At 49.3% G+C, this 15,328-nt stretch carries 13 protein-coding genes; 9 read left to right on the top strand and 4 right to left on the bottom strand.

Going from position 1 to position 15,328, the window contains the following annotated elements:
- The 8 genes from lptB (at position 1) to GMA8713_RS02775 (ending at position 6,986) form a co-directional block, all read left to right on the top strand.
- Positions 1 to 726: an LPS export ABC transporter ATP-binding protein gene (lptB, locus tag GMA8713_RS02740; RefSeq protein ID WP_062705488.1), complete on the top strand. Its 726-nt coding sequence runs from the start codon at positions 1 to 3 to the stop codon at positions 724 to 726.
- A gap of 87 nt (positions 727 to 813) precedes the next feature.
- Complete coding sequence (locus GMA8713_RS02745; protein ID WP_062705490.1) at positions 814 to 2,304, top strand: RNA polymerase factor sigma-54; 1,491 nt, start codon at positions 814 to 816, stop codon at positions 2,302 to 2,304.
- A gap of 26 nt (positions 2,305 to 2,330) precedes the next feature.
- The gene (hpf, locus tag GMA8713_RS02750) at positions 2,331 to 2,618 is read left to right on the top strand and encodes a ribosome hibernation promoting factor (RefSeq protein WP_062705492.1); all 288 of its coding nucleotides are present in this window, start codon (positions 2,331 to 2,333) and stop codon (positions 2,616 to 2,618) included.
- 2 nt (positions 2,619 to 2,620) lie between these two features.
- Positions 2,621 to 3,064 (top strand): PTS IIA-like nitrogen regulatory protein PtsN, encoded by a 444-nt coding sequence (ptsN, locus tag GMA8713_RS02755; RefSeq protein ID WP_062705494.1) that lies wholly within the window; start codon positions 2,621 to 2,623, stop codon positions 3,062 to 3,064.
- Positions 3,065 to 3,084: 20 nt separating this feature from the next.
- The gene (gene rapZ, locus GMA8713_RS02760) at positions 3,085 to 3,936 is read left to right on the top strand and encodes an RNase adapter RapZ (protein ID WP_062705496.1); all 852 of its coding nucleotides are present in this window, start codon (positions 3,085 to 3,087) and stop codon (positions 3,934 to 3,936) included.
- Complete coding sequence (locus GMA8713_RS02765) at positions 3,933 to 4,208, top strand: HPr family phosphocarrier protein (RefSeq protein WP_062705498.1); 276 nt, start codon at positions 3,933 to 3,935, stop codon at positions 4,206 to 4,208. The genes rapZ and GMA8713_RS02765 overlap by 4 nt, the downstream gene beginning before the upstream one ends.
- Positions 4,209 to 4,329: 121 nt before the next feature.
- Positions 4,330 to 5,697, top strand: coding sequence for a magnesium transporter (mgtE, locus tag GMA8713_RS02770; protein ID WP_062705500.1), 1,368 nt, complete (start codon positions 4,330 to 4,332; stop codon positions 5,695 to 5,697).
- A gap of 236 nt (positions 5,698 to 5,933) precedes the next feature.
- Complete coding sequence (locus tag GMA8713_RS02775; protein ID WP_062705502.1) at positions 5,934 to 6,986, top strand: acyltransferase family protein; 1,053 nt, start codon at positions 5,934 to 5,936, stop codon at positions 6,984 to 6,986.
- 60 nt (positions 6,987 to 7,046) lie between these two features.
- Here GMA8713_RS02775 and pmbA read toward each other — a convergent pair whose 3' ends face one another.
- On the bottom strand, positions 7,047 to 8,387 hold the full coding sequence (gene pmbA, locus GMA8713_RS02780) for a metalloprotease PmbA (protein WP_062705510.1): 1,341 nt from the start codon (positions 8,385 to 8,387) through the stop codon (positions 7,047 to 7,049).
- 137 nt (positions 8,388 to 8,524) lie between these two features.
- Here pmbA and yjgA point away from each other — a divergent pair, with 137 nt between their 5' ends.
- Positions 8,525 to 9,055: a ribosome biogenesis factor YjgA gene (gene yjgA / locus GMA8713_RS02785; protein WP_062705512.1), complete on the top strand. Its 531-nt coding sequence runs from the start codon at positions 8,525 to 8,527 to the stop codon at positions 9,053 to 9,055.
- Positions 9,056 to 9,099: 44 nt separating this feature from the next.
- Here the strand turns inward: yjgA and tldD are convergent, their stop codons facing one another.
- The 3 genes from tldD to GMA8713_RS02800 form a co-directional block, all read right to left on the bottom strand.
- Complete coding sequence (gene tldD, locus GMA8713_RS02790) at positions 9,100 to 10,545, bottom strand: metalloprotease TldD (RefSeq protein WP_062705514.1); 1,446 nt, start codon at positions 10,543 to 10,545, stop codon at positions 9,100 to 9,102.
- Between the two features lie 81 nt (positions 10,546 to 10,626).
- Positions 10,627 to 11,445, bottom strand: coding sequence for a carbon-nitrogen hydrolase family protein (locus tag GMA8713_RS02795; RefSeq protein WP_062705515.1), 819 nt, complete (start codon positions 11,443 to 11,445; stop codon positions 10,627 to 10,629).
- A 3-nt stretch (positions 11,446 to 11,448) separates the two neighbouring features.
- The gene (locus GMA8713_RS02800; protein ID WP_062705517.1) at positions 11,449 to 15,324 is read right to left on the bottom strand and encodes a YhdP family protein; all 3,876 of its coding nucleotides are present in this window, start codon (positions 15,322 to 15,324) and stop codon (positions 11,449 to 11,451) included.
- Between the last annotated feature and the right edge of the window lie 4 nt (positions 15,325 to 15,328).

Below are 15,328 nucleotides of genomic sequence, written 5' to 3' on the forward strand. Positions count from 1 at the left end.
ATGGCTATTCTCACCGCTCAAAATCTCGCTAAAAGCTATAACGGCCGTAAGGTCGTTACAGATGTGAGTCTGGAAGTGAAGTCTGGCGAAATCGTTGGACTGCTCGGCCCGAACGGCGCAGGTAAAACCACCTCTTTCTATATGATTGTTGGCTTGGTAGCCCGTGACGAAGGCGTCATTAAAATCGATGATTTAGATATCAGCATCCAGCCGATGCATAACCGTTCCCGAATGGGTGTCGGTTACCTGCCACAGGAGGCATCCATTTTCCGCAAGCTCAGCGTTTACGATAATCTGATGGCTGTGCTGCAAACCCGCTCAGACCTGACCAAAGAAGAACGTCAGGACAAAGCAGAGGATTTGCTGGATGAGTTTAACATTCAGCACATTCGTAACAGCATGGGCATGGCCTTGTCTGGTGGTGAGCGCCGCCGCGTTGAAATCGCCCGGGCACTGGCGGCAAATCCGAAGTTTATTCTTCTCGATGAGCCGTTTGCGGGTGTTGACCCTATCTCGGTTATCGACATTAAGAAGATCATTGAGCATCTTCGCGATCGGGGTCTGGGAGTATTAATCACTGATCACAACGTACGTGAGACACTCAGTGTTTGTGAACACGCCTATATTGTTAGCCAAGGGCACTTGATTGCCCACGGCACACCTGATGAAGTACTCAACGATGAGCATGTAAAACGAGTCTATCTCGGAGACCAGTTCAAGCTATAGTTAAGGAAGAACGGTTGGCGAATCGCTCCAATATATGCACTGACATTTGCACTGATAATAGATAAAAGGAAAGGTGCCAGTATAACTATGAAACCCTCGCTTCAGCTCAAGCTTGGCCAACAACTTGCAATGACTCCACAGCTGCAACAGGCAATTCGCCTGCTTCAGCTGTCGACGCTTGATTTGCAACAGGAGATCCAGGAAGCGCTGGAAGCTAATCCACTCCTCGAGCAAGACGAAAACGCCGATAACAATATCGACGGCGATAGCGCACAGGAGTTTGAGGGGGAAGAGAAAGTCAGCGCCTCCGCGTCAGAATCTGAAACAGATGGCCCTGACACTATGGATAGTTCTGATGCACTGGGTCAGCAGGAAATGCACGACGACTTGCCTGTCGACACCACCTGGGACGACTTCTACAGTGCCAATACCGGAAGTACCGGAATTTCCGTCAGTGACGACGCACCCGTTTATCAAGGTGAAACCACCGAAACCCTTTACGATTATCTCAACTGGCAGCTACAACTCACCCCCTTTACCGAAGTCGACCTTGCCATTGCTACCGCCATCATTGATGCTGTCGACGACAAGGGCTATCTCACCGTTTCTGCAGAAGACATTCTTGAAAGCCTTGGTACGGAGGACGATGAAGTTGAACTTGATGAAGTCGAAGCCGTACTCAAGCGAGTTCAACAGTTTGACCCATTAGGTGTCGCATCACGTTCACTACAAGAATGTTTGCTGATCCAACTCGCTGCTTTTGCTGAAGATACGCCTTGGCTGGCTGAAGCGCGCATGGTGCTGCGTGAGCACATGAACTTGCTTGCGAATCGCGACTACCGCCAGTTAATGAAAGACACCAAGCTTCGCGAGCCGGAGCTAAAAGAGGTCATGCGCCTCATCCACAGTCTTGAACCACGCCCCGGAAACCTCATCGTCACCAATGAAGCAGAATATGTTGTTCCGGACGTTTCCGTCTTCAAAGACCGTGGCAAGTGGGTGGTGCAAATCAACCCGGATGCCGTGCCACGTCTGAAGGTTAACCAGCAGTATGCGGCACTCACCAAAAACGGTTGCAGCGCTGCAGACAGCCAATTTATCCGCAGCCATTTGCAAGATGCAAAATGGCTGATTAAAAGTCTCGAAAGCCGCAATGAAACCCTGCTGAAAGTGGCGCGTTGCATTGTGGAACACCAACAGGACTTCTTTGAATACGGCGAGGAGGCCATGAAGCCGATGGTTCTTAACGACATCGCGCTAGCCGTGGACATGCATGAGTCCACCATCTCCCGTGTTACCACGCAGAAATATATGCACACGCCCCGTGGCATATTTGAATTGAAGTACTTCTTCTCAAGCCATGTCAGTACTGACAATGGCGGTGAATGCAGCTCTACGGCAATCCGCGCGCTAGTGAAAAAATTGGTTGCTGCCGAAAACCCAGCCAAGCCACTCAGCGACAGCAAGATTGCCACACTTCTGGCGGAGCAAGGGATCCAGGTCGCGCGACGAACGATAGCAAAATATCGTGAGTCTCTGGGAATTGCACCGTCAAATCAGCGCAAGCGCCTTATCTAGGCGTCTCAACCAGAAGGAAGATGTTTATGCAAATCAATCTCACCGGTCACCACGTTGAAGTCACAGATGCACTCCGAGACTACGTGACAACCAAGTTTGATAAGCTTGAGCGCTTTTTTGATCACATCAATAATGTTCATGTAGTGCTTAACGTCGAAAAACTGCAGCAGATTGCCGAAGCGACCCTGCATGTCAATAACGGTGAAATTCACGCAAAAGCCGACTCAGAAAACATGTATGCGGCGATCGATTCGCTGACCGATAAGCTGATTAAACAGTTAACCAAACACAAAGAAAAGATGAATCACCATTAATCATGGAACTCAAAGACGTACTCAAATTGGACTGCACAAAAAGTGCAGTCCTTTGTTCAAGTAAGAAACGTGCACTTGAAGTGATTAGCGAACTGGCTGCCAGCCAATTGGATCAAAACCCGCAAAAGCTGTTCGAGTGTATGCTTGGCCGAGAGAAAATGGGCAGTACGGGTATCGGAAATGGTATCGCCATTCCCCATGGCCGTATCTTCAACAGTGACCACGCCGTCGGCGTGCTTGTAAAGTGTGCAGAGCCCATCGAGTTTGATGCTATCGACAACCAACCTGTTGATCTACTATTCGCCCTGCTGGTGCCGGATGACCAGTGTAAGGAGCACCTCAAAACACTCTCATTGATTGCGCAGAAGCTCGGTGACAAACAGATTTGCCGTCAACTTCGTCATGCAAGCTCAGACCAAGAGCTCTACGATATAATTACAAGCTAAGCAGCTCAGGGACGCGCATCATGCAGCTTAAAATTGTCAGCGGCCGTTCAGGCTCTGGAAAATCCGTCGCACTAAGGGTTCTGGAGGATCTGGGTTATTACTGCGTTGATAACCTTCCCGTGAACCTGTTGCCGCAGTTTATTGCAGCTCAAAACGACCAAGACAGCCTCATTGCTGTCAGTATCGATATCCGCAATATGCCGGCTGATCCAGAAGAAATCGCCCTCACACTGGCCAAGCTGCCAAGCGATGTCGATATTGATATTTTCTTCCTCGACGCCGACGATTCAGAGCTCGTTAAACGTTTCAGCGAGACCCGACGTCTCCACCCACTGAGCCGAGATAACCTCTCCCTTGAACAAGCTATTGAGCGTGAAAATCAGTTGCTGACCCCACTCAAAGAGCGTGCAGATAAAGTTATCAATACCTCCAAACACTCAGTGCATGATTTAAGTGAAGCTGTGCGTTCATTGGTTCTTGGCCGCACTAACCGCGACTTGGTGATGGTGTTTGAATCCTTCGGTTTCAAACATGGGCTACCATCTGATGCAGACTATGTGTTTGATGTCCGTTTCTTACCTAACCCACATTGGGAGCCTGCGTTGCGTCCACTCACCGGACTGGATGAGCCTGTAAAAATGTTCCTTGCGGGTGAGCAGGACGTCGCTATGCTGATTGCCCAGGTGAAAAGCTTCCTTGAGTCATGGCTGCCAGCACTGGAAAACAACAACCGCAGTTACCTGACTGTCGCCATTGGCTGTACAGGTGGCCAACACCGCTCTGTATACATCGCTCAGTATCTTGCGGATTACTTCGCTGCGACAGGTCATCAGGTTCAGGTTCGTCACCGTACACTGGAGGGGAAAGTATGAATCAACTCAGCAAGGACGTTCTAATCCGCAATCGTCTGGGGCTACATGCCCGTGCCGCCGTTAAACTGGTCGAACTCGCACAGAGTTTTGATGCTCAGATCATGCTGACCAAAAACGAACAAACCGTGACGGCAGATAGTGTTATGGGTATTCTGCTTCTCGACTCCAGTCAGGGTGAACAAATCAAGGTTTCTGCGGAAGGCTCCGAAGCGCAACAAGCCTTCGATGCTATCACGGCCCTCATTGAAGCAGGCTTTGACGAGGAGAACTAACCTTTTCTCACAGAAATAATCTCATTTCCCACCCTTTTCCTTCTTAAACGCCAAAGACAGCTTTGACTGTTTGCGTTAATATTCATGTCATTGCGTTACCCGCCGTCATACGGACACTCACATGGCAGAGAATTACGAAGTAGAACAACCCAGCCAAACGCACCAAACACTGCAGGAAGTGAGTCGCGCCCTCGAAAACGGCATGTTCGTTCATGTCCGTCGCATGCTGGAAGACATGGAGCCCGAGGACATTGCGCACCTGCTGGAAGCGTCCCCACCAAAGAGCCGTTTGGTTCTATGGCAATTGACCGATCCTGAAGAGCAAGGTGAGATTCTCGAAGAGCTTTCTGAGGACATCAAAGACGGCATCATGGTCCGAATGCAGCCCGAGCAGCTTGCTGCTGCGACGGAAGGTATGGACACCGACGACCTGGCTTACCTGCTCCGAAGCCTGCCGGAAAATGTCTCCCAAGACGTTCTGTCGCAGATGGATGCACAGGATCGGGCGCGCGTAGAGCAGGCTCTGGCCTACCCGGAAGAAACCGCCGGTGGGATGATGAACACCGACGTGGTGACCATCCGTTCAGACGTGACTGTGGATGTGGTGCTGCGCTACCTTCGTATGAAAGGCGAATTGCCAGAAGCCACTGACGCTCTCTATGTTGTCGATGAAAACAGCAGACTGATTGGTGAATTACCCATCACCGTCTTGCTCACTTCCCAGCCTGATACTGAAGTACTGGAAGTGATGGAAGATGTAGATGACGCCATCCCTGTCGATATGAGCGACAGTGACGTTGCCAGCCTCTTTGAGCGCCGTAACTGGGTTTCGGCACCTGTTGTCGATGAAGAACACCAGCTTGTTGGCCGTATCACTATCGATGACGTGGTTGATATCATCCGTGAAGATGCGGAGCACTCGATGATGAGTATGGCGGGTCTGGATGACGAAGAAGACACCTTCGCGCCGGTATTGAAATCAGCCCGAAGCCGCAGCATCTGGCTAGGCGCCAACGTACTCGCCGCCCTTGCTGCTGCCTCTGTCTCCAACCTTTTCGAAAATACTCTCGATCAAATGGCAGCCATCGCAGTATTGATGACTATCGTCCCTTCCATGGGCGGTGTTGCCGGTAACCAAACAGTCGCCTTGGTTATCCGAGGTCTCGCTGTTGGTCACATTGGTGATTCCAATACCCGGTGGCTTCTAAACAAAGAAGCTTTGGTTGGCCTTCTAAATGGCGTGCTCTGGGCCTGTATCATCGGCGGAGTGGTCGTGCTTTGGAAAGGTAATTTGATGCTGGGTGGTATCATTGCTGCTGCCATGTTGACCAATCTAGTGGTTGCGGGTGTCGCAGGTGTGACCGTCCCGATATTGCTCAAGAAGATGAAAGTCGACCCAGCCCTCGCTGGAGGAATGGCACTGACGACCATCACAGATATGGTTGGCCTATCAGTATTTTTAGGACTGGCAACGCTGTTCCTTGTTTAAGTTGCAACAGTTTTTTCACAAAGACCTCCTTCGGGAGGCTTTTTTGTCACAAGTTTAACCAATTCATCTCTAAATAAATGAAGCTCTCCCCATAAATAAAACTTACACACTTTTTTAGTTTTAAAACTGCAAAAAATTCATGCTGTTTATTTTTTACGAACAATTAAAAATTAGGCTCCATTAATAACTTATCAAAAGTGAAGTATCCAGCCCTAATGCTGGAGAAGGAGTTTATTATGTTCTTACAATCGATCCATAATTATAGAGCTGTCGCAATCATCGCGATCGTGATGAGTCACTCATATATTTATGGCTTTGTTAATACAGATGGAATTATTTCAGTTATTAAAAACATCCTTACTGGTGGCACCGCACTTTTTGTTTTTATCTCTGGCTATATGTTCCATCATATCTTCTATAAGAGATATCAATACAAATTATTTATGAAAGGGAAGTTTGAAAGAATTATCGTCCCATACCTGATTCTTACTTCGCTCGCAATCCCACTCGTATACTTAATCAAGTCTGGCTTCTTCGCTGCGGATGCAGACTATTACAGAATTGTATTTTTCTCTAAGGATGACAGCTCCTTTACGACAGCTATTAGGTATTACTTAACAGGAAGAATGCTGACCGCTTATTGGTATATTCCATTTGCCATTCTTTTATTCCTCGTTTCTCCATTTCATTTTAAATTTATTGAACTATCCCGACGTACTCAAATCATAATTATTACCTTATCCTCTGTTATTTCTATTTTCCTACACCGATCTTATGAGAATATTAACCCGATACAGATGTTGGTTTACTTCACGCCTTTTTATCTGGCTGGCATCTACATTTCACTTTACCGTGAAGAAATCAATAAAAACTGTGGTATCAAATCACTAATTCTTCTTTCAATTGCCGTTATATTGGCATTTTACCAATATACTCAGGGACATATAGGGAGCTACTCAAAAAACATTTTCGAATATGCCGGTATCGATATCATGTTTATCCAGAAAATGTTTTTATCTATTGGGCTTTATTTCTTACTGGAAACCTTCGTTTTCAAAACCAAATTAACGGATCTGATATCCGATACCAGCTTTGCGATTTTCTTTATCCATCCATGGGTATTGACCACCATTAAAAGGCTGCCATTCCTGAATCACCCGGAATCAACGAATATTCCGTACTATCTCGTGACATGTTTTGTTGTGATCACCCTAAGCATGTTGATTGCCATTGCCTTGAACAAACTCCTGACAGGAAAAGTGAAGTCCCGCTATATCATTGGCTATTAGCCGACAAAAAAGCCACCTGACTAAGGTGGCTTTCTTCTCTCGGCCTATTCAGCAATGCGCTTATTCGCCGCCCACTTTCATCGACTCGATAAGGATTGAACCGGTCTGGATCTGGCTACGGAACTCCGTATCTGCACCCACTGCCACAATCTGCTTATACATATCCTCCAGATTACCTGCGATCGTGATTTCACTGACAGGATATTGGATTTCACCGTTCTCTACCCAGAAGCCCGCTGCACCACGTGAGTAATCGCCAGTCACAATATTCACACCCTGCCCCATCAACTCAGTCACCATAAGGCCGGTGCCCAGTTCTTTCAGCATTTGCTCAAATGACTGGCCGGTGTTTTTCACAAACCAGTTGTGAATGCCACCAGCGTGACCTGTCGGCTGCATGTTCAGCTTACGAGCCGCATAGCTGGTTGCCAAATAGGTTTGCAGCTCGCCACCTTTGATAATATCCAAATCGCGGGTCACCAGACCCTCACTGTCAAACGGTGCGCTCGCCATACCTTTCAAAATGTGTGGACGCTCGTTGATTTCAAACCAATCAGGCAGGATCTGATGACCCAGCTTGTCCAGCAGGAAAGAAGACTTACGGTAGAGATTTGAACCGCTGATCCCCATCACCAAATGCCCAAGCAAACCAGTTGCCACATCCGCAGCAAACATCACAGGAAACTGTCCAGTCGCCAGACGACGCGGCTCCATGCGCGAGAGAGTGCGCTTGGCTGCTTCGGTACCCACTTTTTCCGGCGCCCATAGTTCGTCTTTGTCACGGGAAACGGTATAGCTGTAATCGCGCTCCATGCCTTTGCTGTCTTCAGCAATCACGCTGCAGCTGATGCTGTGGCGACTGGAGGCATAGCTGCCCAGCATGCCATGGCTGTTACCGTAAACACGCACACCGTAGTGGCTATCATAGCTTGCACCATCGCTGAACTTGATGCGCTTGTCATAATCCAACGCTGCACGCTCAGCAGCAATCGCTTTTTCTGCCGCGTGATCCGGCTCTGGCTCATCCGGGTGGAACAGATCCAAATCTGGATAATCAAACGCCATCAGCTCTTTCGGGCCAGGGCCTGAGCACGGGTCTTCTGAGGTATAGTTTGCAATATCCAAAGCCGCTTCAACGGTTTGAGCTATCGCCTTTTCAGACAAATCAGAGGTAGAAGCGCTGCCCTTACGGTTGCCGCGATAAACAGTAATACCCAGCGCACCATCGCTGTTGAACTCGACGTTTTCCACTTCGCACATGCGGGTCGATACACTAATGCCCGTGGTTTTGGTGATTGCCACCTCTGCCCCATCCGCTTTCTTACCCGCCAACTCCAGCGCACGGGTCACCGCCGCTTCCAGCTCAGTACGTTGCTGAGCAACCTGTTGTTTCACGTCCATAAGGTCTTAAATTAATGAGTGTTGCTGATAAGCATACCACTCGAGAGGGCCGCAATGCTTAAAAAACACCAGCAAAATTCGACATTCTTGATAAGATACGCCGTTATCGAAACAGTCAAACAACCTCGGGAAGAATTATGGGCCGTAAGAACAAACGTGAGCCTTGGGAAGAGGAAGAAGAGATCATTTGGGTCAGCAAGACCGAAATGAAACGTGACATGGAAGAACTGCAGAAGCTGGGCGAAGAGCTGGTTGCTTTAAAACCTTCTGTACTGGCAAAGTTTCCGCTGGACGACGATTTGCGTACAGCAATTTCTGACGCACAACGCTTTGACAAAGAAGCCAAGCGCCGGCAAATGCAGTTCATCGGCAAACTGATGCGCGCCCGCGATCCTGAGCCTATTCAGGCTGCTTTGGATTTGCTGCGTAACAAGCACAGCCAACAGTCGATTGAGCTGCACAAAATGGAAAAGCTTCGTGATCGCGTCGTCGCAGAAGGTGATGCTGCCATTAACGATGTAGTGGCTCAGTACCCAACCGCTGACCGTCAGAAACTGCGTCAATTAGCCCGTCAGGCTAAGAAAGAACAGGAAGGCAATAAGCCGCCAAAAGCTTACCGCGAAATCTTCCAGATGCTGAAAACGCTGAAAGCAGAGTCTGAAGACTAAAAAAGCCGGGTTTACCCGGCTTCTTAGTCTTTAATCCGCAGCAATTATTCTGTGCCGCCGACCGTCATTGCATCCAGCTTGAGGGTTGGCTGACCCACACCAACCGCCACACTTTGACCAGCTTTACCACACACGCCAACACCACGATCCAGCTTCAGGTCGTTACCGACCATAGACACCTGCTGCATAGCTTCAATACCACTGCCAATTAGCGTCGCACCTTTCACTGGCGTCGTCACTTTACCGTTTTCGATTAGATAGGCTTCACTGGTAGAGAACACGAATTTGCCAGAGGTGATATCCACCTGGCCGCCACCAAAGTTAGGGGCATAAAGGCCATATTCCACGCTGCTGATGATATCTTCCGGCGTGCTTTTGCCCGCCAGCATGTAGGTATTCGTCATGCGAGGCATCGGCAAATGTGCGTAGGACTCACGACGGCCGTTACCCGTTGGCGCCACGCCCATCAGGTGCGCATTGTGCTTGTCCTGCATATAACCTTTGAGGATGCCATTTTCAATCAGCACGTTGTACTGACCCGGCACACCTTCATCGTCAATGTTCAGCGAGCCACGGCGATCTTGCAGAGTGCCGTCATCAACGATGGTACAAAGTGGAGAAGTCACCTGCTCTCCTACCTGACCGGTAAACACAGACGACTCTTTACGGTTAAAGTCACCTTCCAGACCATGACCCACCGCTTCGTGCAGCAAGACGCCTGGCCAACCTGCGCCCAGCACCACAGGCATGGTGCCAGCTGGTGCACCTTTGGCATGAAGATTCACCAGCGCCTGTCTGACTGCTTCATCGGCATAATTCATCGCAACGGTTTTACCGTCTTCTTCTGAGGTGAAGTAGGTATAGGCAAATCGGCCACCACCGCCAGCAGAGCCGCGCTCACGGCGGCCGTCTTTTTCCACCAGTACGCTGACAGAAAAACGCACCAGCGGTCGGATATCAGCTGCGTAAGTACCGTCTGTTGCAGCAATCAATACCTGCTCATACACGCCCACAATGCTGACTGATACTTCCTGCACCAAAGGCTCTTTGGCACGGACATAAGCATCTACTTCTTTCAGCAGTGCGATTTTTTCCTCTTTGGACATGCTTTGCAGCGGGTCAGTCGCTTGATAAATCATTGGATACTGACGGGAAGTAAACGCAGACACTTTTAGCTTTCCGCCTTTGTCTGCGATTCCGCGCGCCGCGGTCGCGCTTTGCATCAAGGCATCAGCATTGATCTGGTCTGAATAAGCAAAGCCGGTTTTTTCACCCGCAATAGCTCGGACACCAACACCGCGATCAATGTTAAATGAGCCATCTTTGATGATGGAATCTTCAAGCACCAGCGACTCGTGCCAGCACGACTGGAAGTAAACATCACCATAGTCGATGTTTCTTGCCGCCAAATGCTCAAGCGTTTCGCTAAGTTGACTTTTACTGACACCGGAAAGGTGCAGCATGGTTTCTTCCACGTGTTCCAGGCTCATGAATAAACTGCTCTTTAGCACTAAAAAAATAATGTCCAGCAATCAAGTGTATTGCGGGAAAGATATGAGTTCGAGACTGCGCTATTTCATCGCGCATTGCAACCGGGCATGTTGCATGACAGGCATTTTGCTACGAATGGCGCTGTTTGAAGCCAAATCAATATCTGCCCAGGCGGCACCAATCTGGTCATTTAGGCCGGAGACCACCTGACCCCAAGGGTCAACAATCATAGAGTGACCATAGGTTTCTCGACCACCCTGATGGCTGCCACATTGTGCTGCTGCAAGCACCCAACATTGGGTTTCAATCGCACGAGCTCTCAGCAACACTTCCCAGTGCGCCGCACCGGTGACTTTCGTAAACGCTGCTGGCACCACAATGATGTCCGCGCCGCGCTGGCGAAGTGCCGAATAAAGCTGCGGGAAGCGGATGTCATAGCAGATAGAAAGACCCAGCGTGCCGAAAGGCGTATCTACCAAAACCAAGTTGTCACCGGACTTGAAGGTATCAGACTCACGATAGCTGCGATGGTTGTCAGCAATATCGACATCAAACATGTGCAGCTTCTCATAGGAAGCGCGGAGATTACCTGTAGCATCGTAGACCAAACAAGTCGTGCTCAGCGTACCGTCGTTATTGCGGATAGGGAATGACCCCATCACCAGCCAAATACCGAGTTCAAACGCCAGTTGGGAAAGCTTCTTCTGGAGCGGACCGTGACCCAACACTTCGGCGTGTTTGTCATAATCTTCCTTTGTGCCGAACACCAGACAGTTCTCCGGTGTCAACACCAAGCTTACGCCTTGTGTTTTCAGATGCTTAAGCTGGCCTTCCAGCACTTCCAGATTAGCTTCGGGATCCATCCCTGAATTCATTTGTACGACGCCAAATTTGGTCATTACTCATTGCTCCTTCTGCTGTTCCCGCAGGCGCTTGGTGGCCTGCACAGGCAACGTTACTTCGCCTGTGCTACGCGAAACTTCCCTGACAACGGGGTCATCAATGGTCCCGGCTACCTGATAACGAACCTGTGTGAACGCATCTACAACTGGCGAGAGCACTGTAGTGACTGCCAATACATAGATAGCGGTTTGAGGAGTGACAGCAAATGCAGTCAAAACCGGAATCCCAGAGGTCAAATCAGGTACGAATCTTACGTCCGCATTAACCTGATTTTTCGCAAGATTTGCTATCCCTCTAATAAACATATCACCTGCGAGCGCATTCATCTGGATATTATCCGTGACAATTACCCCGTTAGTGATTGAAGCACGGCCACTTATCTCATCAAAAGCAAGACCATCCTCAAATACACCGGTGAAGTCGAGCTGTATTTTCCGTAAGATGGAATCAAGGCTAAACAGGCCAAGCAACCGCCCAGCACCACCCACGCCACTGATATATCCATTCTCTATTTTGGTTTCGAGCATGCCATTCAGGGTCTCGACATTCACCGACCAAGGCGCACCATCAAAGCTAAGCTCACCCGAGGTTTTCACCGTCGCGTCATGAATACCACCCGTTACAGCAAAGCGTCCCATCAGATCGCTGCTGTTTTTTGCCGACACATCAAAGGTAAGTTCTGAATGGTTAAAGCCTTTATTCGATATAGACCAATTACCATTGGCAAGAACACGTGCGCCACCGCTGTCGATGGCAAACTTCGGCATGGTGATCGTCTTGCCCCGCTTCAGCAGTTGGGTTTCCACCTTACCAACACGGTACCCTTGCAGCCACAACTCCCTGATTATCAGATCAGTCGATGGGATGTAGTGCATTAAGGCTTGGTCCACATCATTCGCCAGTCGGGTATCTTTGCGATCAGCACCTTCTTCGGGCGTCTCTTTGCCCAAATCCACATTGAGAAACAGGTGATCGACAGAAACAGTCAGGAAATTATCTTCATCCCACCAAGCATCACCCGACAGTTCTTCACTGCCCACCAACACATGGAAGCCATCGCTTTTCTTACGCGCCGCCATGGAAAAGTTATTGAAGACCAGATCTCCAGCCTGCACCTTGCCCCCTTTAACATTCAGGCGTGACGGGCTTGGCAGTACAATGGGCATCGAATCTTTGGAATGACGGTGCGCTGCTTCAGCTTTTACCACCACTTCTTTCCATGCATCTATATCCAAAACAGGTACATCAACACTGACCGTATTACCAGAAGGTGGCTGCAACGATAATTCGCCTTTACCAATCACAGTGCGGCTTCTCTTCACCACAGGCAACTCACCACTGATGTCGACATTGGCCTGATATTTCACGTTTGGCAACTCTACCTGTCCAACCAAACTTTGAGCATCGCCAGAGGCTTTCATACTCCCCTGGCCTTTGATGAAGGAGGGCTTATCTAAAGGCGCAGGCAAATTGAAGTCCAACGTCGTTAGGTCAGCATCGAGCTTCACGTCATAGGTAAAGCCCACATCTTTTAGTGCAATACCAACGTTCAGATCCCATGCAGAATACCCTTCAATGAAAGACATATCTGGCTGGTCCAACGCAGCTTTCAGCTTGTCTGCCTCCCATTTACCATCAATGTTAATGTTAACCAGATAGTTATCGGATTCGGTTTCACCTTTAAACCCTATGTTGATGGGCTGCTGCAACAACTTGGCTTTCAGCTTTTTCGCCCACACCACATCGTTATCAAATTCGATGGCACCGCTGACCTTCTCGAAGGTCATTTCAGGACTAACGATGGAGACGGTACTGTTTTTTATCGTCGCCTTGCCTTTGGTCAATACATCATCACCATTGAGCGGGATGTTCAGTGAAATTTTACCATTCACTTTTCCATCAACCTGAACATGAGTCAGTGCAGCACCGACAGAGTCTATAAGTGGCGTCGCCAGCATGTAGTCACGCAGGTCTGCACCACTTGAGGCAATATTGGCCTCAATCAGCAGTACACTATCTTCATCGCTGAAGGAAGGGATTTCCCCTTTCAATCCATAGCCACGCGCACCCATCAAGCCAACATTGGACGCATCAAGATACAGGGCGTCATTTTGGAACAGCAGATCCAGTTCCAAATCGGTCAGTGTCGGCCACTGGGTATCGAAGCTAAACTGGCCTCGTTTGAGCGGCACATAAGCTTGGAAAATGCCCTGATGCTCAGGGTACGGGAAAGTTTCAAAGTCGCCATACCACAACAATTTGGCATGGTCTGCTTGTCCACCGCGAATCGCAGCTGAAAGGTAGTCGGTGAGCTCTTCATCCAACGCTAAGGCAGGCAGGTATCGCCAAGTTTCACCCGCATTATTCAGGCTGGCTTCGGCATAGAAAGCGAGCCAGGAACTTCGGTTATCAAACGGGATATCCAGACGGAACTCTCCCACCACATCCAGATGAGGCGAACGCACAGCCACGCTGTCAGACCAGATAGTCACGCTATCTTCATGCATCTGCCAATAACCAACCACATTACCCTGCTCGATATTGAGAGGTGCCTGAAAGAACTCTCCATACGGCAGGATGTCCTCAGTCATTGCCAACGTGACCTTGCCGTTTTGACCCACACCTGCCACGGTCAAATCCAGTTTGTGTACTTCCGGCAAGTAGGTCCAATGCTTGAAACCAACGTTTTTCAGGGCTGCAGAGTAGTGAACCTCACCGCCTTTTTGTTGCTCAACACGAATATCCTGCGCCATGCCTTTTGGCGCCAATTCATTGATGGCGTTTTCCACCCCTTTGGGCAGCGCGACCAACTCTCGAAGAGGGAGCAACAACTGCACGTCAAAGTAGCCAAGGTTCACCCGCCAAGCATCATCGTTGATATCTGCACGCAGGTTCGGCTCGGGCCAGAGCTTGCCATCGGTTTTAATCGCGAAGTTATCAGTGGCGATATGCCAGCTATCGCCGGATTGCTCAACCAGGAGTTGTCCGCGCTGAATATTGACCGATTGAGTACTGCTGGCCTGGCTTTGTAATGCGGGAACGTTCGGGAACCAGGCAATATCGCTGTTATTCAAGCTGATAAGGGCCGAACGTACGTTACCTTTATCTACTTTCAGCCATGCTTCGCCACCCACTTTTGCAGTCGCCAGTGATACGTCAGGATTGATGAATTTGTTGATCCAGCTTTTCAGCGACACATCGTCTGCCTTCACGTAGAACTCACCATCGAGTGAACCCAAACCGTTGTTTTCGGTAAACACACCCTGCACATCCAGCTTATTGAGTGATGTTCCCTGAACACTCACCACACCTTGAACATGGTGAGTCCCTGCGCGGTTATCCCAAAGCAGAGAGTTAATATCTATGGTTTTGCGCTCTTCAGACGGCGACAGCAAGGTCACTTGGGCGTCATGAATAGCAAACTGGCCAAGCCCGACCAGAAACAGGCGCTCCAACTGGGACTTCAGACTTTCATTACCCGTGTTATCTCGCTCAGGGAGTTGGGTTAGGTCGACATTTAGCCCAGTGATGGTCACATTGGAAAATGTCGGCTTACGGCGCTGAAGACTCGCCCAAAGATCGAACTGCATGTCGATGCTTTCAGCCGTCAGAATTTCGAGATGGGAGGCTTCAGTAGAAAGTGTTAGGTCATTCAAAGACAAAGAAGGCACCAGATAACGCCAGTGCCCTTTGAAGGTAGAGAAATCGACAGTAAAACCAGAGGTCTCACTTGCCCAACGCTGTATCGGCGCTTTAGCCGTATCAAGATTAGGCAATACAAGACGCATGGCTGCGGTAAATACCGCAGCACTCACCAGTAAAACAACAAGAAGCCATTTCACCGTCACTGCTAAGCGTTGAGCAAATTTTGCCATTAAA

It is taken from the genome of Grimontia marina (assembly GCF_900060185.1).
Taxonomy (GTDB): Bacteria; Pseudomonadota; Gammaproteobacteria; order Enterobacterales; family Vibrionaceae; genus Enterovibrio; species Enterovibrio marinus.

Bases quoted from the DNA above. Each gene is read 5' to 3' on its own strand.
- lptB (WP_062705488.1), top strand. From the start codon at position 1: ATGGCTATTCTCACCGCTCAAAATCTCGCTAAAAGCTATAACGGCCGT.
- GMA8713_RS02745 (WP_062705490.1), top strand. From the start codon at position 814: ATGAAACCCTCGCTTCAGCTCAAGCTTGGCCAACAACTTGCAATGACT.
- hpf (WP_062705492.1), top strand. From the start codon at position 2,331: ATGCAAATCAATCTCACCGGTCACCACGTTGAAGTCACAGATGCACTC.
- ptsN (WP_062705494.1), top strand. From the start codon at position 2,621: ATGGAACTCAAAGACGTACTCAAATTGGACTGCACAAAAAGTGCAGTC.
- rapZ (WP_062705496.1), top strand. From the start codon at position 3,085: ATGCAGCTTAAAATTGTCAGCGGCCGTTCAGGCTCTGGAAAATCCGTC.
- GMA8713_RS02765 (WP_062705498.1), top strand. From the start codon at position 3,933: ATGAATCAACTCAGCAAGGACGTTCTAATCCGCAATCGTCTGGGGCTA.
- mgtE (WP_062705500.1), top strand. From the start codon at position 4,330: ATGGCAGAGAATTACGAAGTAGAACAACCCAGCCAAACGCACCAAACA.
- GMA8713_RS02775 (WP_062705502.1), top strand. From the start codon at position 5,934: ATGTTCTTACAATCGATCCATAATTATAGAGCTGTCGCAATCATCGCG.
- pmbA (WP_062705510.1), bottom strand. From the start codon at position 8,387: ATGGACGTGAAACAACAGGTTGCTCAGCAACGTACTGAGCTGGAAGCG.
- yjgA (WP_062705512.1), top strand. From the start codon at position 8,525: ATGGGCCGTAAGAACAAACGTGAGCCTTGGGAAGAGGAAGAAGAGATC.
- tldD (WP_062705514.1), bottom strand. From the start codon at position 10,545: ATGAGCCTGGAACACGTGGAAGAAACCATGCTGCACCTTTCCGGTGTC.
- GMA8713_RS02795 (WP_062705515.1), bottom strand. From the start codon at position 11,445: ATGACCAAATTTGGCGTCGTACAAATGAATTCAGGGATGGATCCCGAA.
- GMA8713_RS02800 (WP_062705517.1), bottom strand. From the start codon at position 15,324: ATGGCAAAATTTGCTCAACGCTTAGCAGTGACGGTGAAATGGCTTCTT.